This is a genomic window from Spirulina sp. CCNP1310 (genome assembly GCF_034932185.1).
In the GTDB taxonomy this organism is placed as follows: domain Bacteria; phylum Cyanobacteriota; class Cyanobacteriia; order Cyanobacteriales; family Spirulinaceae; genus Spirulina.
The window spans coordinates 1-18286 of the sequence record NZ_JAYGHW010000089.1; the positions used below are offsets into that span (position 1 = coordinate 1).

Consider the following 18286-nt stretch of genomic DNA (forward strand, 5'->3'; position numbering starts at 1 on the left):
CACTGAACAGTATCAATTTCACAGTATAGGCGATCTTATTATTGTGAGGCTATTGGTTGGGAAGAGGGAAATTCATCTCTAACCCGGCAAAAGCGATCGCCCCCCACATTGCCTAGAGCAGAGAAGAGCGATCGCTTCTAACATTCTCTCAAATCTGCAAAGGTGATCTCAACTAGGCAATAGGGAAAATTTTTCCTTAATTTATATCGAGTAAAGGTGGGCGAGCCGCGTGGCGAATGTGTAAAATTCTAATCACAGGGGAATTTTGCTCATTGAGAACTGTGAATAAAATTCGGTATGAATTTCTCCCTTTGCCATAAATAAGTTGCCAAATTTCTTGGCTAAACTTTGCATTTTCCGGTGCTAAAGTGCAGCGGTTCGGCATGATGGCAAGGGATTGAATCGTTTTGAGCAATTGACTGTACCAGACCTTGGCTGGTTCTGTTCCTAGATGCTGCGCGATCCACAAATAGGCTTTGTCTGCTTCTGACTCAGCAACGCTAGAAATCTGAATCTGGCAATTCATCACTGATCAGAAAGTCCATGTTTTTCCTGTTGCTCTCCGACAAAATCATCAAAATTGCGGAAGTTGCCGCTCTCAAAGTCATTGAGTCCTTGTTGGATTCCAGCGATCGCCGCCTCGGTTTCTTGGGTTTCCCAAGCGAGTAAGGCGGTGAGGAGTTGCGTGGCGAGGGTATTGATATCCTGCCCTTGGTCTTCAGCTTTGGCGAGAAGTTGGGCTTCGGTAATGGGGTCAAGGGTAATGGTGAGGAGCATGGGCTTAGGGTTGTACAGGCGTTTCTCATTATAGTCGGACTCTAGCGATCGCTTCCCAGCACTTCCTGAACGCACTTGCCAAGGGGGGAGCGATCGCCCCCCTATCCTAGAGCAGGGAAGAGCGATCGCACTCCACATTTTCTAGAGCAGGGAAGAGGAAATGCTCCGCAATATTGACATGGAGAGACAATTTTTTAGGAAGCAAAAATTAGCCAATTAATGTTTCCCTGACCCTCTCTAATTGTTTTTGTCGAATATATTCTCCTAGTTTTACATTGATTTCTGCAAGTTCTAAACTCACTTCTTGAACCTCTAAACGAGTTCTACGAAGATTTTGTAATAAGCGTTTAGATATTTCTGTTTTGGGGAGTTCAATCGGGTTGACCATGGTGGTTTATCTATCGTATTGTTGTTGAACTTCTTGAATGCTTCTCGCTAAAGCCGGAATTCGGAGTTGTGTTTTCTCAATTGCCTTTGCTAGCAAGTCTAGCACATCTGAAGGAGCATCAGGCTGAATCTTAGCAATTTGCAACTGAAGGAGAGAAAGTTGTGAATAAGCAGATGCGGCATCTTCTCCTGCATTTTTCATTTCATCTAAAGCAGGGAGGGTGTTTTCAGTTTCTCCAAATTGTTCAAAAATCTTGAGTTCTAGAGCTAGAGATTCATCAACGATACTTAAAGCTTGTTGTTTTAATGAGTTTACAAGATTGGTTATTTCAATGGGAAGTTTTGCCATTTGCAAAATATCAGTCTTTTCCTCATTATACCTATTTTCAAAAAATTCTCACAAAAGGCGATCGCCCCCAATATTCGCTAGAATAAGGAACAGGTGATCGCCCCTCACATTCTCTAGAGCAGGGAAGAGCGATCGCCTGTTATCCTACAACCCATCGCCCCGCTCAACGCTAAAAGCTAGGCTCTCAACAGAATGGTTTATCTCACGGTGGCTTGAGATATAGTTAGACTAGGATGATTGTACAATTTTAGCGGGAGGTTCATAGATGAATAAGGTTACTGTAGAAGAAATTACTCAGGATTTAATCAACTATCTTCAACGGGTTAAGGCTGGAGAAAGTTTTGTGATTTTTCAAGCAGACCAACCGATTGCAAAAATTATTTCGGCTCAATCTGAAGGAATTTTAGAAGCTTTTGATGCTTTTCGCTCTAGAATTATTTCAGAAGAAATGGATTTAGATAGTGATGAAATTTTTGCCAATGTTCGGGACTATACTCCAACTCCTGAACAACCTTGCTGGTGATGAATACAAAATTCCTCCTGGATACCAATATTATTTCAGAAAGTATCAAACTCCAGCCCAATGCTATTTTTCTGGAACGTTTTCGGCGGCATTTAGAAGCGTCGGCGATCGCCTCTGTGACCTGGCATGAATTGCTTTATGGTTTGTACCGATTACCGGAGTCCCGGCGCAAACAAAATTTGTCTGATTACTTAACGGAGGTGATCCAAGCCAGAATGATCATCTTGCCCTACTGTGATGCTGCCGCCGGATGGTTTGCGGCTGAACGGGCTAGACTCACGGCGTTAGGTCGAATGCCTTCATACCCAGATGGGCAGATCGCTGCGATCGCTCAGGTCAATCATTTGATTCTGGTGACTCGGAATGTTTCAGATTTTGCGGATTTTGCAGGATTAGTGATTGAGAACTGGTTTGTTTAGGGGGCGATCATACTCCACATTTTCTAGAGCCGGGAAGAGCGATCGCACCTCACAAAAACGATCGCCCCCCATATTCCATACAACCCAGAAGAGCGATCGCACTTGCCAAGAGGGGAGCGATCGCCCCTAGCATTGTCTTGAATCTGGAAAGGGCGATCGCCCCCCACAAAAACGATCACACCTCACATTCTCTAGAGCAGGGAAGAGCGATCGCCCCCCACAAAAACGATCGCCCCCTAACCAAAAATATATCGTAGGGGTGCAACGCTTGCACCCTCGCATTCGCGCCCATCAGGTTTGGTTTCTTGCGGGGTATTGTGTCGCAGCGGGTTTGAGTTACAATTTTAATCGGCAAAATTTATAATCACATCTCATGCCAGAAATCACGCGATTTTACGGGATTGTTATCAAAATGTTTTTTGGAGATCATTCTCCACCTCATTTTCACGCAGTTTATGGTGAGTACAATGCTTTAGTCGGTATTGAATCCCTAGGGATTATTGAGGGGGATTTTCCTAATCGTGCTGAAAAATGGTCTTGGAGTGGGCAACTTTGTACCAGAAGGATTTGCTCAATATTTGGAATAGTCAAAAGTTTGTTAAACTTCCACCCCTAAAATAATTACCATAAAATATATGAAACCTCCTCATATCATTTCTGCCAAAGCAATCGATGATTACACATTACTTCTCAAGTTTTCTAATCAAGATGTCCGAAAATATGATATTTCTCGGCTGTCAGAAAACCCCTTATTTTCTTTGCTCAAAAATCCTCAGTTTTTCAGGAATTTTACGATTGAAGTGGGAGGATATGCCTTGGTTTGGACTGAGGATATTGATATTAGTGAATATGAGTTATGGAAAAATGGTACTCCTGTCACTGAGGAAGAGATTAACCACAATTTAGAATATAGCGGCAATCTTTGACATTGCAATGAGCAAAAAAGCGATCGCTTCCATATTCCTTAGAGCCGGGAAGAGCGATCGCTCTCAATATTGCCTAGAGGCTGGAAGGGGGCGATCGCCCCTCGCATTACCCCTAGCGGGGAATGGGTAATAGATTCATAACCCTTCAGAATCATTACTCTGCTAAAATTTCTCGGATTTCTTGAGGCGTAATATCGCTTTGATCCGACTTTGAATAAAGGGTTAAAAGCACAATTTTTTGACTCATTTTCACATAATAAATCAAGCGATATCCAGCACTTTTTCCTTTTTGAATATCCCGGTTCCGAATCCGGACTTTAAAGGCGGGATTACCAACACCTGGGATCTGATCTCCAAGCATTTCACCCGCTTGCAGTTGTTGAATAATCGGTTCAAGGTCTTGTTGTATGCTGGGATACCGCTTTTTTAGGGTTCGGACTTTACGGATAAAGGTCGGGGATAATTCAACTTGCCATAACGGATCAGTCATATTCTGACTCCTCTTCCCAAAGGGCTGAGAGGGGCAAGGTTTCTCCCATTTTCGTTTCCTGCCAAGCTTGACGTAAATTTTCTAAAACAGCGGCTTTGGGTTCATCGTCTGGATCATCTTCGAGGAGAATGATCACGCGAACACGACGATGGGTAGCGAGGTTGAGGGGATATTCAGGCTGTAAATTTCCTTGGGAATCAACAATGGCGGCAATTTCTAGGGCTTCCATGGCTTACCAGACTAAACAGTATCAATTTCACAGTATAGGCGATCTTATTATTGTGAGGCTATTGGTTGGGAAGAGGGAAATTCATCTCTAACCCGGCAAAAGCGATCGCCCCCCCATCCTAGAGCAGGAAAGAGCGATCGCCCATTGAGCATAAATTCATGAAAAGCCCACCACTAGCGGGATTTGGGGCTGTGGTGCGGAAGGTTTGCGCAATGGCGTTAGCTTTGCGGGGCAGGTTCAACGTTGCTCTGATTCTAAGCGGGCGAGGGTTGTTGCGGCTTCGGCAAGATAGAGTGCAGTAATTGCCCGTTTTTTAGGATCAGTTTCCCGGCTGAGATGGTGGCTAAAAATCCGGATGCGATTATGGTAAGCACGGATTGACTCGGAATCATCAAGGGTGTGGATACTGGGTTTCATAGGTCAAGGGGAATACTCGCAACGGTGATCTTGAGAAGTTGTTGTTCTGGTTCAAGATAGATGAACTGAACTTCAAGAAGTGTATCTATTGCCAGGGTAACATTCTGTCGAGCTTCGGGCGGATTAACGGATTGATGAAAGGCGATCGCGGTATAGTCTCCGGGTGGCAAATCTGGAAATTGAGCATCTGCCCAACGCCAGTTAACGGGTTTTTGGCTGATCAGGGTTCCATCTTGTTGCAAAATTGCGATGAAAAGAGTTCCCTGCGTAGAGGGCATTGCGTAACCATCTTGGTTGCGAATGCTAATGAAAATGTCGGACATTGAGCCAGATGTTGGGTTTTAGTTTTTCATTTTACAGTTTTAGGCAAGGCTTGTGTCTCCGCCCAGATGAAAATGCACCACTGCCGGGATTTGGGGCTGTGATGTGTTGGGTTTATGGGGTTAGGGCGATCGCCCCTCGCATTGCCTTGAATCGGGAAGGGCGATCGCCCCTCAATCCTAGAGCAGAGAAAAGCGATCGACCCCCACAAAAACGATCGCCCCCCAATTCTAGAGCCGGGAAGAGCGATCGCTGTGATGCTATTGACCTTTACAATCAATCATCGGGTTTAAACAAGGCGATTAAATCACGCTTTCCGTAAACCACGCGGACAACTTCAATCACATCTTCTGAGACTTGATAAAACAAAATATACTCACCAATCAGCACCCCTCTTAATCCAATAGAAAGACCATCATAGGGTTTTCCAATCATGGGGAATTGGCGTAATTTTTGACACCATGCAGTAAATTGCTCTAAAAATTTTTCACCTGCTTCGACGTTGTTTTTGGCAAAATAGTCAATCACTGCTTGTAAATCTTGAATTGCAGGTGGTGAAATGACATAAGCTCTCATTTTCTATGCTGATTGAGTATTGTGAAGTTGATGGCGCAGTTGGGCAATCACGACATCCCCTTCAATTCCTTCTCCTTTCGATAATGCTTCAATGCCCACAGCAATTTTCTGGCGTGTTTCAACAAGCCACTGTTCATGATCGAGTTGTTTTTGCAGTAATGCTAGGGCTTGATCGAGTAAATCTTCTGCGGTTTGATAGTGACCTTGATTGAGTTGGGTTTGAATAAAGGCTTCTTGTTCTGGCTTTAAGGTGATTTGCATGGGAATAACTCCGGTTTAGGTACGGGTATTATTATGGCATTTTGCGCGGCTGGGTGGGGAGCGATCGCCCCCACATTCTCTAGAGCCGGGAAGAGGCGATCGCACCTCACCAAAAACGATCGCCCCCCATATTCCCTACAACCCAATCGCACCTCACCAAAAACGATCGCCCCCAACACTCCCTCCAAACCAGAAGAGCGATCGCCCCCCACAAAAACGATCGCCCCCACAGTCTCTAGAGCCGGGAAGAGCGATCGCCCATTGAGCATAAATTCATGAAAAGCCCACCACTAGCGGGATTTGGGGCTGTGGTGCGGAAGGTTTGCGCAATGGCGTTAGCTTTGCGGGGCAGGTTCAACGTTGCTCTGATTCTAAGCGGGCGAGGGTTGTTGCGGCTTCGGCAAGATAGAGTGCAGTAATTGCCCGTTTTTTAGGATCAGTTTCCCGGCTGAGATGGTGGCTAAAAATCCGGATGCGATTATGGTAAGCACGGATTGACTCGGAATCATCAAGGGTGTGGATACTGGGTTTCATAGGTCAAGGGGAATACTCGCAACGGTGATCTTGAGAAGTTGTTGTTCTGGTTCAAGATAGATGAACTGAACTTCAAGAAGTGTATCTATTGCCAGGGTAACATTCTGTCGAGCTTCGGGCGGATTAACGGATTGATGAAAGGCGATCGCGGTATAGTCTCCGGGTGGCAAATCTGGAAATTGAGCATCTGCCCAACGCCAGTTAACGGGTTTTTGGCTGATCAGGGTTCCATCTTGTTGCAAAATTGCGACGAAAAGAGTTCCCTGGGTAGAGGGCATTGCATAACCATCTTGGTTGCGAATGCTAATAAAAATGTCGGACATTGAGCCAGATGTTGGGTTTTAGTTTTTCATTTTACAGTTTTAGGCAAGGCTTGTGTCTCCGCCCAGATGAAAATGCACCACTGCCGGGATTTGGGGCTGTGATGTGTTGGGAGAGTTGGGAAGAGCGATCACCCCTCACATTCTCTAGAACAGGGAAGAGCGATCGCCTCTGGTATTGTCTCAAATGGAAGGGCAATTGTACTTTGGAAGTAGGAGGTAATCGCACTCTATGAAGTAGCCTTGGGGTGAGCACTACCAACTTTACTCGAAAGCCAGTCATGTCGCTACGTCGCTACTCACATGAAACATGAAATTAGCAATATTCACTTAACTTCTAGTCGAATATCAAGAGACTTTATTTTTTCTTGCAACCACTGGTCAAATAGCTGGTTTTTAAGTTCTTGTTTTAGAGGCTCTTCTTCTAATGAAGCAGGAAGAAATTGATGCACACAAAATAAGCAGTAACGCCCGTCAATTTCTAACGGCCCAATCAATTCACCAGGATTTGCCGAGTCAAGTGCTGTTCTGAGAATATCGGGCATTTGACCTTTGGGTACAGCTCCCATCATGCCATTAGCCGTACGGTCATCTGTTAGAGAGTATTCTTGAACTAGGGGTTCAAATTGACCACGATCTTCAATGATTTGCTGTTTGAGCTTTTCGGCTAGATCTTGCTCACCGAGGATTAGACGAGAGAGAATGACACAATCTAGAAACGGTTTTTGCTTCTTGAAATACTCCTCTAGTTGTGGCTCAACAATTTCAGACTTTAATTGTTCAAGCTTTAGAGCAAAAGCAATTCGCTCTTGAAATTTTTTATAGGTAAAGTTATTAGAGGAAAGCCATTTTTGAAAAATATCCCCATCGGTTAATTGGTTTTGAACTCGAAATTCAACACAGGCTTGATCAAGCTCGAAATTGTCTACTTTAAGATCTTCTCTTAAATCAAGTTCTTTTTTTAGACAATGTTGCTGTAAAACCTCCTGTAACATCCTGGAGAAAATACCTGAGTTTTTCCAATATTTCAAAGCCTGACTGAGGGTAATGAGTTCGTTGTCAACGGTCAAAAAAGGGATAGAGTCCATAAAATTCACCGAGATGGATATAAGTTTTGGAATGTATGATCGCTTCCTTGAGTCATGCCAAGAAAGCGATCATACTTTGGCTGCTGGCAAGCACTTGCTATGCTGCAACAGAGTCTCCAGAGTAGAGTTGGGCTACTTCTTTATCTTTCTTCAATGCCCATGCACGACGCACGGCAGCTTCTGCGTTGACTAATCCGTGACCGAAGGTATTGTCTCGACCAGTTGCGCCTAAGTCCATTGATGTATCAATTAGAATCTGGCGCAAGTCACCAGCACTGAGATCTGCATTTGCGCTCCAAACAAGGGAAGCAATACCAGCCATATTGGGGTTCGCGGCAGAAGTACCACCAAAGTAGGTCATATTGCCCAACTTAGTCATTGCAGGAGAATCAGTGGGAGCTACTAGAGTCAAGTTTGAACCCCGATTGGAATAGCTTGCAATATCCACATCGCTCGTGTTAACTAAGCCGTTTGTCCAAGCACGATTATCACGATTGTCGGCGAGAAAGGTTAACGCTCCTACGGAAATCACATTTTGATGATTAGTTTCTAGCTTAGCTACACCACTGACACTTGTTAAATAGTTGGGATCCTTGAAAGGCTCTCCTCCGGGTCCACCATTGCCCGCCGCTACGGCAAATAAAGCAATGTCAGAGTTATTCCGAATTAATTCTTCGAGTTGTGATTGAGTAGCTCCATCACGCAGCCAGGATTCTCCTTGTACCCCCCCTTGAAATACAACTTTTTGCCCTTTGCTGCGTGCATAATCAATAGAACTCTTGATTGCATCAAAAAGACTGACACGTGACACTCCAGTGAGGTACCCTTGTTCGTTCCGTTCTCCATAAACATCCCGAACAATAACATCGCTGTTCCAATTAATTCCAGCTACACCAGAAGTATTGTTAGCAGTTGATGCCATTACACTGACTGCTGCATGTCCATGACCGTAAGTTCCATTGTAAAGAGGAACACGATCTTTATTGGTATCAATCTGGTTGTCATCATCAGCAACTGGTAAGCGACTTGTTGCAATATCAACGATGCTACCAATGCGACCCGAAGCAGTGGAAATTCCTGAATCTAACGAGGTCAGAAGAATATTCTTGCTTCCGGTAGTAAAGCGCCAAGCCCCTGCGACATCAGTAGTGTGCAAATTCCACTGTTTAGCAAAGTGTTCATCATTTGGACGAATTTGCAAATCTATTTCTGAGCCATCACTGAATCGCAATCGTTCAATCCCTTGGAAGTAAACCTCGCGTCCGTCAGCAAGAGTCAAGTAATCAAAAGCATTGCCTTTGAAAATAGCTTGGCTAGTTGTCGAACCCGACCAGGGATTAAACGAATTCAGGCTGATACCGTTGATGCTCGTCACATCAGAACGACGAATTCCTGAAAGATTTAACGTGTCTGTTCCACCGCGACCAATAATTACACCGCCTGACCCATTGCTGCCTGTGTACGAAAGCGTTTCTGCTGCAAATGTACCGACTTGCCAGCTCGTCATGCTATTCGATAACACCTTCATGGATGTTGCATTAGAGACGATCTCCTGTCCGTTCGTCGTCCGTGCGACAGCCCGGAGTTGATAATCTCCTCCAATCAGGCTTGAAACTCCTGCCAAATTAATCAACTTGTCTGATGCACTAGAACCACTCCAGCTCCCTAAGTTGATCACACTACCGTTCTTGACAGCTTCCAAGCGGACGTTAGACAGATTAGCTGCATTTGTCAGGCTATAGTTTAGGCGGATCGCCCCACCTTGGAAAACAGAGTTAGCTGTACTGTCACCCGAAGCATCTGTGACACTAAAACCAGTAAATATGGGATTAGTAGCTTTGGTTTCAATGGAAATGTCTTTCCAGCCCCATGTTTGACCGTCATAAGCCCAAATGCGAACGCTATCGCTACCTGCAACGCTGCCACCACGGAAGCGGACGTTATTCAGGTCACTCGCAACAATACTAAAACTGCTACTTTGCTTGACCCACTGACCATTGACAAAACGCTCGAAGTAGCCGCTCGTGCTATTGGAGTTATTGTCCTGGAAGTGATAATGGGTAATGGTGTCACCGTCGGGGTCGCTAACACTGAACACCGGTTGAATGGTTTGATTCGTGCTGACACTTTGATTGCTGGCACTGACGATGGGCGCTCGGTTGGCTTGTAAGGATTGGTATTTAGCAACAAAAGCATCATGGTTGCCCCCCGCGAGCCGAGCAAGAGAACCATCCGTCCATCCTGAGATGTAGACGTTGCCTGCGCTGTCCGTAACCACATCTCGCGAAGCATCAGCTGCTGATGTTCCTAGGAGAGACGTAATAATTTTGTTACCAAAACCGTCATACTTGGCAATGAAAGCATCCGTACCACCGGCGTTTGTCTTGCCATCAAGTGAACCAGTTGTCCATCCTGAGATGTAGATTTTGCCATCAGGATCAACTGCGACACCCATAGAGCGATCTGCACCTGTTGTCCCAAGTTGTTGAGTCCACAATCGGTTTCCACTTGAACTGTACTTAACAAGGAATGCATCTTCCCCACCAGCGTGAGTGTTACCATGGAGAGAGCCTTCAGTCGTTCCTGATATGTAGATATTTCCGTTACTATCGACCGAGACATTGACATTGCGTTCTGGCTCTAATACTGATCCCTCAGAAGCAGATGACCCAAATTGACGAGTCCATAACTTAGAGCCAGAAGAATTGTACTTTGTCAAAAATACATCAGAGCTACCCGAGCTAATATTCCCATCCAAAGCACCTTCGGTAAGGCCGGCAACGTAAACATTCCCAAAGTTGTCAGTTGTCACTGATCGCGCAACATCATGACTTGAAGTTCCCAATTGCTGCGTCCAGTGTTTGTTGCCATGGCGATCATACTTTGCAACAAAAGCATCACTCTGACCAGCATTCAAGCCTCCCAGAGACCCATAAGTCAACCCTGCCAGATAAACATTTCCAAATCGATCAGTAGTGATGCCGCTCGCCCAATCATAGGCAGAAGAATCGATAAATTGGCTCCAGATTCGATTCCCACTAGCATCCCACTTAGTTAAGGAAACACCACCATTCATAGTCCCATAACCGTTGTCTTCACCGACTGTATAAACATCACCAGTGGCTTCATCAACTGTTACATCGGTGTAAAAATCCCAACCCGTAGATCCCAATTGACGAGTCCATAGCTTATGGCCACTGGCATCATATTTAGTCAAGAAAGGATCAGACTGATTAGAGTTGTTCCCGCTAGCATTTACATAACCATCAAGGGAACCCAACGTTCCGCCAGCCATGTAAACATTTCCACTGCCATCAACTGCTATTCCGCGAGGTCGCTCTAGTGCAGAATTACCTAATTGCTCGATCCATACAGGGTTGGAACTATTGGGCAACTCGATTTCTTCTGGCAGAGGTTCTGCTTCTGTCTCCCGACTAGTAATGAGATCCCAGAGTTCTTGGTCAAACGCGAAATCTGTGTCATCGATAGGATCCACCTCATCGATAGGATCCACCTCATCGATAGGATCCACCTCATCGATAGGATCCACCTCATCGATAGGATCCACCTCATCGATAGGATCCACCTCATCGATAGGATCCACCTCATCGATAGGATCCACCGACTCTTGAGCATAGGCTATCAGTTTTTGTCCAAGTTCCCCATTTCGCCAATCATGTTCAGGCTCAATTAAATTATCAATGAGGGGAACATCACCTGTTGCCCCCCGCACTTGGAAGATGATGTCGTTGTAATCGCGGTCGGATTTGCCGCCCGCGAGGCTGATATCTTCCAGGGTGAATGTGTTGCCATCGCCGGTTACGTCAGCGATTTGGCCGAATTGGAACTGATCATCGGGGTTGGCGGTGGCCATGGAGAACACCGTACCCCAGGCGCGACCGGCGGCAGCTTCTTCAATGGATTGGTTGGGAACGAGCATGAAGCCAAAGCGATCGCCCGCCTTCATCTGAAATGTCTGCACGCCCCGATATTCCCCACTGTTGAAATCTTTCCCAGCGGTATTGCTGAACCGCGCCCCATCGGTGGCATCGGAGATCACCACATAGCCCTGTTCAGAAGTAGAGAGGGCGCGTTGAGCCGCTTCCTGGATAAACTCACGGGTTCCCGGCTCCGATTCCATGCCTTCAAGACTGAAAATCGCTAACTCGCCCCGGTCGTATTTACCGCCATCAAAGAGGTAATCAATCTCCACCTCCCCAGATTCACCGACGGTGAAAACCCCAGAGGTAAACTCAATATTTGCTGTTTCTGAAATGAAGGCATCATTGGGGAAATAGGGAATTTCTTCAAATTCAGAACCCGGATCACCTGCACTCACATCACCGGACTCAACACCAGGAATTTCTGTCTCCCCATCGGGCAAACCAGGGTCATCGGGGAAACCCGTTTCCCCTTCCGTCATGCCCTCACCCTCATTCATTAAAGGCTCGGCTGGCAAAGAAAACCCCTCATCCGGGACATCCAGCCCATCGTCAAAACCCGTATCCACAATGCTGCTAGGGGTGAGGATTGGCTCCAGGATGAAAGACTTGGAATGGCGGCGAGACTTGGTTTTGGGGGATTTGCGGTTAAACATGGTAGATACTAGGTGCGAGGGTTGACTGTGATCCGATCGCCCTCCCCGGAGGACGCTATTCTTTCTATAGGACGGGGAAGTGATTTTTATGCAATTTTCCGAAAAAAAACTTTTGGGGGGCGGCCCCTGAGAACCAACCCACCGTCAACATAACACCCTTGTTTCAATTTGTTTGTAAAGTTTTGATGAAGTTTTCCGGATAACTTTTTGATGTAATCTAAAATTTGAAAATTCGCCATTTATCTGTAGAAATACGGATCTAGCTGTTATCAAAGCCGTTGAAACACCTCCGTAATTTTTCGGATTTTTGCGCCACGACTGCGTTAATCCCCCAAAATTAAGTCAGACTTGCATAAAAAAGGGGCGATCGCCCTAGATCACTTCTGAAGCGTCATTCAACCCGCATCTACCATGGAACCCCTCGACGATTGGCAAACCTGGATCGCCCCTGCCCTCGCAGATCATTGGCGCTTGGGCAAACACCGCGAAAACGAAACCTACCTGCTGATGGGGGGGAACCTGCAAATTCCCCTCACCCCCGAAGAATGCCAGGTGTTGCGGTACTTCAACGGCAAAACCACCTTGGGCGAAATTCCCAAACACTGCGGTTGTCATCCGACGCTGATCCCCCATGTGTTGACCAAGCTCCTCGATGGCGGCGTGTTGTCCTTCGATGACCCAGTGGAGGAGCCAGCCCCTGTCCGTGGCGAGGGGCCGCGCCTGCGGGAAGGGGTGGAATGGCGTTCACACCCCGATGGCTATTGGGTTTTGCGCAATCCCATCCATAAAACCTATATGCAAGCGGGCGATCCCCATAAGGCTGTAATGGATCATCTCGGTGAAAAACCCATCGCCCAACTGTTGGCAGAAACGGGACTAGAGGCCGCAGAATTTCAGGAATTTTGGCGCGGTCTGGCGGTGACGGGAATGCTAGAGGGCATTGATCCCCCCAAGCCCCCCAAGAAAAAGTTCACACCGATGCAGTTGCTTTTTTACAAAATGCCGCTGATCAACCCCGATCGCTTCCTAACGGCCATTGCTCCCGCCCTCGGTTGGCTGTGGAGTGGGGCATTTTTATGGAGTTTGTGGGCCTTCCTGGGGTTAACGTTCGTGGTTGGGATGTCGGAGCGGGGGCTGATCTTCCACGAAGGCAAGCAGATCATGACAGCCTATGGTTCGAGTTTGTGGCTACCGTTTGGGATCATTGCGGTGACGGTGGTGACGTTCCATGAATTGGGCCATGCCTTGACGCTGAAACATTATGGCGGTGATGTTTGCGAAATGGGGCTGTTGTGGATGTGCTTATTCCCGGCGGCCTATACCGATTCCACAGATTCCTATTGTTTGAAGCGATCGCAACGGATTGCGGTGGTGGGGGCGGGTTTGGTGGTGCAGGTGGCGATCGCCGCTGGCGGTTTCTGGATGTGGCAATGGATTACCCCCGGAACTGCCCTACACACCAGTAGCTTTTTAATCATGGCCGCAGGTTTATTCACCGTATTAGTAAACTTAAATCCTTTAGCACGATTTGACGGCTATTACCTAATTGTGGCCATGACCGGCATTAACAATCTACGCAGTCGCTCTTTCCTGTGGTACATGAATCTCTTCACCGGAAAGCCCACAGAAGAAGACCCCCAAGATGCTTTGGTGATGGCCATCTATGCCCCCGTTAGTTTGTTGTATGTGGTTTGTATTTTTGGCTTTTTGATTTGGAGTCTGTTGAATTGGATTTTGCTCAATGCACCCATGACGGCGTTGTTATTGTTATTAATTTGGCTGATTTACTATTATTGGCCGGAGAGCAAACAAACCGCCTAACCCTCCAAACTTAACTATTCCCCGTTCCCCGTTCCCTATTCCCTATTCCCCATCCACCCTCTACTTTTTCACGGAAAAATCTACCATGACATCTTCTGATTCTCAACCTACAAAATTCACCGCTCCCCTGAAAGTGGTTCCCCCCCAACGCCAAGCTCCGGTAGCCCCTTCACCTACCGCGCCCGCGCCTCAAGATACCCCCAAAGGCCCAATGCCCTCCACCCTCGACCCCAACAGTGAAGATCCCTTCGGCTGGGTGAAACAAAGTCTTAAAATTGGTGCGGTTTGTGTAGCCGTGGGGGCAATTAGTTTGATTCCCGTCCCCAACAACATCAACGTCGGTGGCAGCCTTGAACCCAAGAAGCCCGATCCTGTTTATATGCAAGTACCAGGAACCATTACTGAGTTTTTGGTGGAGCAGGGAGAGTATATTGATCCCCAGGGAGCTATTGCCCGTGTGGATACTACCGATCTCGATCAAGAAATCATCACGAAAGAGCAGCGTTTAGAAGAACAAAAACGTCAATATACCCAGGCAATACAGCGTTTACCTGTTCTTGATAGTCGTCTGATGGAAACTCAACTTGCTACCCAAACCGCCCAAACTCAAACGGCTATCCTCGCCCAGCGAGCAACGGGGGAACCTCCGGAAATTAGCCGCTTAGAGCATGAAAAAAATCGGATTCGTCAGCGTATTCAAGGCAGCCATGCTCAGTTAATGGAATTGCAAAAACAATATAATTCAACGATTAAAATTTTAACAGATTATGCTGAAGTCAATCAAAAAGGTGGAGGAGAGAATTCTGTAATTGGTGGAAACCTGATTCATCAACAAGAATTACAAAAAAGTAATTTTCAAATGCTCATTAATGGCAAAAGAAGTGAAATCCTTGAACTTCAAAATGAACTTGATGTTAAGGATGCAGAAATTCATGCTTTACGCAATAACTGGCAAGATGAAGCACTGATTAATGCTGGACGTACTCAACAAACTCAAGCTAGTGAAAAAACAGTGGTGCGAGAATACCAAGCTGTTGAGCGGGAACTAATTCATCTTCAGCAACTAGTTTTAGCTTCAGAATCAGAATTAAAAGAACTTCATGAAAAGCGGGAAGAAAGTCGTACATTGACAACGGGTAAAGGGGGTTGGGTATTAACCGAAAATTTGAATGAAATGCGAGGTCGTAAAATGCAACAGAATGAACTAATTTTAGAGGTTGCTGATATTAATAACCTTGATGTGGTGATGCAGGTTCCGCAGGTTGATTCGCCTTTGGTTAAGACGGATGGACTGATTAAGGTGCGGTTTCGCGATGCTGGCCATGGCGTACATACCAGCCGAATCTACGATATTCAAATTACTTTCCAAACTGATAAAACTGAACAAAAGCAGTTATTGATTGCTCGTGCTAATTTGGATAATCCCAACCAAACATTTCGCCCCTATCAAGAGGTTTCCGTCGAAATTATTGGCGAAAAAATTCCCCTCTATCGTAAGGTAGGCTTAGAAATTCGCAACCGCATCAATTGGGGCAAATATGGCATAGGGGCATAAATCTTTGTAGGGGCGAAAAATTTTTCGCCCTCCCCTATTTCACTATTGTTTAGGACGTGATCCGATCGCCCAACCGCCACCGGGCAATCTCAAAAATTTCCGCCAATGCCCGCTCCCGTTCTTGATCTAGATCGTTCTCAAGCCGCTCCTCCATCGTTGCAAAGATACTGGCTTGGGTATGGTTGCGCACCGCAATGATAAAGGGGAAACCGAACCGGGCTTGATAGGCTTCGTTCAACGACAACAACCGCTGATAATCCCCCTCACTCAATTGATTTAAACCCGCCCCCGCTTGCTCCTGCACCGAAGCCGTCGCCATTTGCGCCCGACTCCCTAAATCCGGGTGGGCTTGGATCAACGCCAATTGCTCCGCCAACGGGAGCGATCGCACCACCCCCACCATCGCCCCATGTAAATCCCCAATCGTCCCAAAGGGCCGCGCAAACCACGCCTGAGCCGCAATGCCCGGCGTTTCCTCAAAAATATCCCCCAACACCACCGTAAAAGCCGATTGATCCAACTGATTCAACCGTTGAAGCGTATAGATTTGAGCCATAGAGCCATTTGTTAAGAGTATTCCTAATTATGGAGGCAAAACCGGGGACTTGGCAGTTAGCCTAATCCGGCGTTTCGTAGCGTTGGGTGGGCAGATCTTGGGGAATCGGTTGCATGGAATTGGGCAACGGCGGCGGCTCCAAGGGCTGTGTCCAATGATGCCACAACATCAAGGCCAACAATAGCAAGAATCCGCAAGCCATCAGCAGCCCAAACCACAACACAAAAGGTAATTTGCTTAACTGACTCCGCTGCCGCTGAGGTAAGGGCAAAGCCGATGGCTCCGCTGCTGGTGGGGGCAGGGCGATCGCCCCCATCACCGCCTCATAGGCCCCATGGGTTAGCAACCCCGCCCTTAAACCCCCCGGTTCGCGATCGCGCTGCTGCTCCCAGAGTTGCGTTAACAACACCCCTAACTGAGATAATTGCTCCGGCTCTGCCAACAACGGATTTAAAATCCGCTCCACCAACCCCGGCGCAAACATCACCCCCCAACTTTGGGCCGGCTCCGTAATCGCCTGTCGTAAGGCTTTGGAACTTAAGGGGGCAAGAAAGTTGGGGCGATGATGGACAAGGAGGGGGGCAAGGAAGCGATCGCCCAACATCACCTCCAATCCCGTTGCCTGCGCCACCAAAATCAGCGTAAACTTTGGCTCATGCCAAGGAGAAGTTGCCGCATCCGCTGCATGGACAGGGGCTAAAAATAGCTCTAAAAAATCCCGTTGCGTAGAGCGATCGCCCAACCGATAGAGTTCTTCAAACTGATCCACAATCAACAACAACCGGGGGCGGCCCTGGTGCTGCAACAGCGCCCGAATCACCGCCAATAAACTCGTCTCCCCCGTCTGCAAATTCGCCGCCAACTGGGGGTCAGGCTCCGGCAGCCAAGGGTTGAGGGCCGCGGCCAAATTTTCCAGCGGATGACGGCCCGGCCGAAACAAAATGATCACCGTTTCCCGGACAAACTGAGGAATTAACCCCGCCACAATCAAAGCCGATTTACCACTCCCCTTCGCCCCAATCAATGTCACCAACGGCTGACGATAAATCCCATAGGCTAACTGTTCGAGATCCACCTGTCGGCCATAGAGGGCATGGCCATGGTTGGGGGTGAGGGTGGTGGTGTAGGGACAGGGGAGCGGCGGCGCATGGTGAGGAATTGGGACGATCGCCAGATCTATATCCGGATGTTGCCAGAGGAGCGGCCCCTGGCCGGGATAGTTGGGTTCAAGTTGGGGTAACTGCTCCACTGCTCGCCGTAGGGCTAAGGCCGGGGCATGGCCTTGGTGGAGATGATGGAGGAAAACCTTGAGAAAACCTTGGGCTAAGGGTTCCGGCATTGGTTCCGCCATCGTGATCAAGTAGGGCAGTGCCAAGGCTTTGAAGCGTTGAGAGCAACCCATCTCCGGTTCACTATTGAGAATCACCAGCCGTAGCCCCTGTTTCACCGCTTTTTTTAAGCCATGGCTGAAATTGTCGGGAGGAAAATGGCGGCCAGCAAAATAGAGCAGATCCCAGCCTTGGGCATCCCAAAACTGTTGCTCCAGTTGGCTAGGGGTCGGCCCTTGCAATACACAGGTTTCGACATGGGGAAAGGGAATGTGATGTTGCGGTTGGGGTAGATCCGCAAACAAGACAGTGAGGAGACGGAGGCGATCGCGATCGCCCCCACCGCTGCGCTCCTCCTTGGGGTCATGGTGGGGGGAAAAATGGGCGATCGCTGCCTGGGGATAGCGTTGCAACCAATCCCACCGCTGCCAAGGCAATTGCTGTAACTGGGGATGGGTTAACCGTAAAATCACCAAGATCGGATCGCTAACCTTGAGCGTCTTAGCCCATTGGGTATAAAACTCGCGGCAGGCCGGATGGTGAAGCCAATCGTTAAACGTCGCCGTCAAGCGATGGAGAGCCTGATGACATTGCCCCAGTATCTCCGGGCTAGGTTCAGAGCCTTGGGCATAATCGTTTTGATAATCACGATAGAGCGATCGCCATTGATGATCCTGCTCCAATAACGCCGGTTGCGGGGGCAATATCCCCCGGGCCTCTGCCACCTTACCCTGTCCCTCAATTTCAATCGTGAGGGTGAGGGTGAGCGGGCGATTAAGGTCGCCCTCGCCATTGAGCAAAACTAAGGCCAT

General features: G+C 47.6%; 23 protein-coding genes and 1 pseudogene. 6 read left to right on the forward strand and 18 right to left on the reverse strand.

Annotation, left to right across the window (positions count from 1 at the left end):
* Positions 1-196: 196 nt before the first annotated feature.
* The 4 genes from VB712_RS14005 to VB712_RS14020 form a co-directional block, all read right to left on the reverse strand.
* On the reverse strand, positions 197-526 hold the full coding sequence (locus VB712_RS14005; RefSeq protein ID WP_323255743.1) for a type II toxin-antitoxin system RelE/ParE family toxin: 330 nt from the start codon (positions 524-526) through the stop codon (positions 197-199).
* Complete coding sequence (locus VB712_RS14010; RefSeq protein WP_323255745.1) at positions 526-777, reverse strand: hypothetical protein; 252 nt, start codon at positions 775-777, stop codon at positions 526-528. The genes VB712_RS14005 and VB712_RS14010 overlap by 1 nt, the downstream gene beginning before the upstream one ends.
* A 208-nt stretch (positions 778-985) precedes the next feature.
* A complete protein-coding gene (locus VB712_RS14015) occupies positions 986-1165 on the reverse strand; it encodes a hypothetical protein (protein WP_323255747.1) in 180 nt (59 codons plus the stop codon).
* A 6-nt stretch (positions 1166-1171) separates the two neighbouring features.
* Positions 1172-1513: a hypothetical protein gene (locus tag VB712_RS14020; RefSeq protein WP_323255749.1), complete on the reverse strand. Its 342-nt coding sequence runs from the start codon at positions 1511-1513 to the stop codon at positions 1172-1174.
* 265 nt (positions 1514-1778) lie between these two features.
* Between VB712_RS14020 and VB712_RS14025 the strand changes: the two genes are divergently transcribed.
* Both VB712_RS14025 and VB712_RS14030 read left to right on the forward strand, forming a co-directional pair.
* The gene (locus VB712_RS14025) at positions 1779-2036 is read left to right on the forward strand and encodes a hypothetical protein (RefSeq protein ID WP_323255751.1); all 258 of its coding nucleotides are present in this window, start codon (positions 1779-1781) and stop codon (positions 2034-2036) included.
* Positions 2036-2455: a type II toxin-antitoxin system VapC family toxin gene (locus VB712_RS14030; RefSeq protein WP_323255753.1), complete on the forward strand. Its 420-nt coding sequence runs from the start codon at positions 2036-2038 to the stop codon at positions 2453-2455. Before VB712_RS14025 ends, VB712_RS14030 begins: the two co-directional genes overlap by 1 nt.
* A gap of 23 nt (positions 2456-2478) precedes the next feature.
* On the opposite strand, the gene VB712_RS14035 is transcribed toward VB712_RS14030, so the two are convergent.
* The gene (locus VB712_RS14035; protein ID WP_323255755.1) at positions 2479-2634 is read right to left on the reverse strand and encodes a hypothetical protein; all 156 of its coding nucleotides are present in this window, start codon (positions 2632-2634) and stop codon (positions 2479-2481) included.
* Between the two features lie 194 nt (positions 2635-2828).
* On the opposite strand from VB712_RS14035, the pseudogene VB712_RS20525 reads away from it, so the two are divergent.
* Positions 2829-3076: pseudogene (locus VB712_RS20525) on the forward strand (DUF4160 domain-containing protein).
* 14 nt (positions 3077-3090) lie between these two features.
* Complete coding sequence (locus VB712_RS14040; RefSeq protein ID WP_323255757.1) at positions 3091-3381, forward strand: DUF2442 domain-containing protein; 291 nt, start codon at positions 3091-3093, stop codon at positions 3379-3381.
* 154 nt (positions 3382-3535) lie between these two features.
* Here the strand turns inward: VB712_RS14040 and VB712_RS14045 are convergent, their stop codons facing one another.
* The 11 genes from VB712_RS14045 to VB712_RS14095 all read right to left on the reverse strand — a co-directional run bounded on the left by VB712_RS14045 (position 3536) and on the right by VB712_RS14095 (position 12214).
* Complete coding sequence (locus VB712_RS14045; RefSeq protein WP_323255759.1) at positions 3536-3871, reverse strand: type II toxin-antitoxin system RelE/ParE family toxin; 336 nt, start codon at positions 3869-3871, stop codon at positions 3536-3538.
* The gene (locus VB712_RS14050) at positions 3864-4100 is read right to left on the reverse strand and encodes a hypothetical protein (protein WP_323255761.1); all 237 of its coding nucleotides are present in this window, start codon (positions 4098-4100) and stop codon (positions 3864-3866) included. The genes VB712_RS14045 and VB712_RS14050 overlap by 8 nt, the downstream gene beginning before the upstream one ends.
* A gap of 237 nt (positions 4101-4337) precedes the next feature.
* Positions 4338-4517 carry a hypothetical protein gene (locus VB712_RS14055; protein ID WP_323255763.1) on the reverse strand — a complete coding sequence of 60 codons (180 nt, stop codon included), beginning with the start codon at positions 4515-4517 and terminating at the stop codon, positions 4338-4340.
* Positions 4514-4795 carry a hypothetical protein gene (locus VB712_RS14060; RefSeq protein ID WP_323255764.1) on the reverse strand — a complete coding sequence of 94 codons (282 nt, stop codon included), beginning with the start codon at positions 4793-4795 and terminating at the stop codon, positions 4514-4516. Before VB712_RS14060 ends, VB712_RS14055 begins: the two co-directional genes overlap by 4 nt.
* Positions 4796-5114: 319 nt before the next feature.
* Complete coding sequence (locus VB712_RS14065) at positions 5115-5414, reverse strand: type II toxin-antitoxin system RelE/ParE family toxin (protein ID WP_323255766.1); 300 nt, start codon at positions 5412-5414, stop codon at positions 5115-5117.
* Between the two features lie 3 nt (positions 5415-5417).
* Positions 5418-5675, reverse strand: coding sequence for a type II toxin-antitoxin system ParD family antitoxin (locus VB712_RS14070; protein ID WP_323255768.1), 258 nt, complete (start codon positions 5673-5675; stop codon positions 5418-5420).
* Complete coding sequence (locus VB712_RS14075; protein WP_323255770.1) at positions 5660-5944, reverse strand: hypothetical protein; 285 nt, start codon at positions 5942-5944, stop codon at positions 5660-5662. The genes VB712_RS14070 and VB712_RS14075 overlap by 16 nt, the downstream gene beginning before the upstream one ends.
* A gap of 85 nt (positions 5945-6029) precedes the next feature.
* Entirely contained in the window at positions 6030-6209 is a 180-nt protein-coding gene (locus tag VB712_RS14080; RefSeq protein ID WP_323255763.1) for a hypothetical protein, read from the reverse strand.
* Positions 6206-6532, reverse strand: coding sequence for a hypothetical protein (locus tag VB712_RS14085; protein WP_323255772.1), 327 nt, complete (start codon positions 6530-6532; stop codon positions 6206-6208). Before VB712_RS14085 ends, VB712_RS14080 begins: the two co-directional genes overlap by 4 nt.
* Positions 6533-6855: 323 nt before the next feature.
* A complete protein-coding gene (locus VB712_RS14090) occupies positions 6856-7617 on the reverse strand; it encodes a peptidylprolyl isomerase (RefSeq protein WP_323255773.1) in 762 nt (253 codons plus the stop codon).
* A 97-nt stretch (positions 7618-7714) separates the two neighbouring features.
* On the reverse strand, positions 7715-12214 hold the full coding sequence (locus VB712_RS14095) for an SBBP repeat-containing protein (protein WP_323255775.1): 4500 nt from the start codon (positions 12212-12214) through the stop codon (positions 7715-7717).
* Positions 12215-12625: 411 nt separating this feature from the next.
* On the opposite strand from VB712_RS14095, the gene VB712_RS14100 reads away from it, so the two are divergent.
* Positions 12626-14035, forward strand: coding sequence for a hypothetical protein (locus VB712_RS14100; RefSeq protein WP_323255777.1), 1410 nt, complete (start codon positions 12626-12628; stop codon positions 14033-14035).
* Between the two features lie 256 nt (positions 14036-14291).
* Positions 14292-15590: a hypothetical protein gene (locus VB712_RS14105; protein WP_323255779.1), complete on the forward strand. Its 1299-nt coding sequence runs from the start codon at positions 14292-14294 to the stop codon at positions 15588-15590.
* 49 nt (positions 15591-15639) lie between these two features.
* Here VB712_RS14105 and uraD read toward each other — a convergent pair whose 3' ends face one another.
* Both uraD and VB712_RS14115 read right to left on the reverse strand, forming a co-directional pair.
* On the reverse strand, positions 15640-16146 hold the full coding sequence (gene uraD / locus VB712_RS14110; RefSeq protein ID WP_323255781.1) for a 2-oxo-4-hydroxy-4-carboxy-5-ureidoimidazoline decarboxylase: 507 nt from the start codon (positions 16144-16146) through the stop codon (positions 15640-15642).
* Between the two features lie 61 nt (positions 16147-16207).
* Positions 16208-18286: an ABC transporter ATP-binding protein gene (locus VB712_RS14115; protein ID WP_323255783.1), complete on the reverse strand. Its 2079-nt coding sequence runs from the start codon at positions 18284-18286 to the stop codon at positions 16208-16210.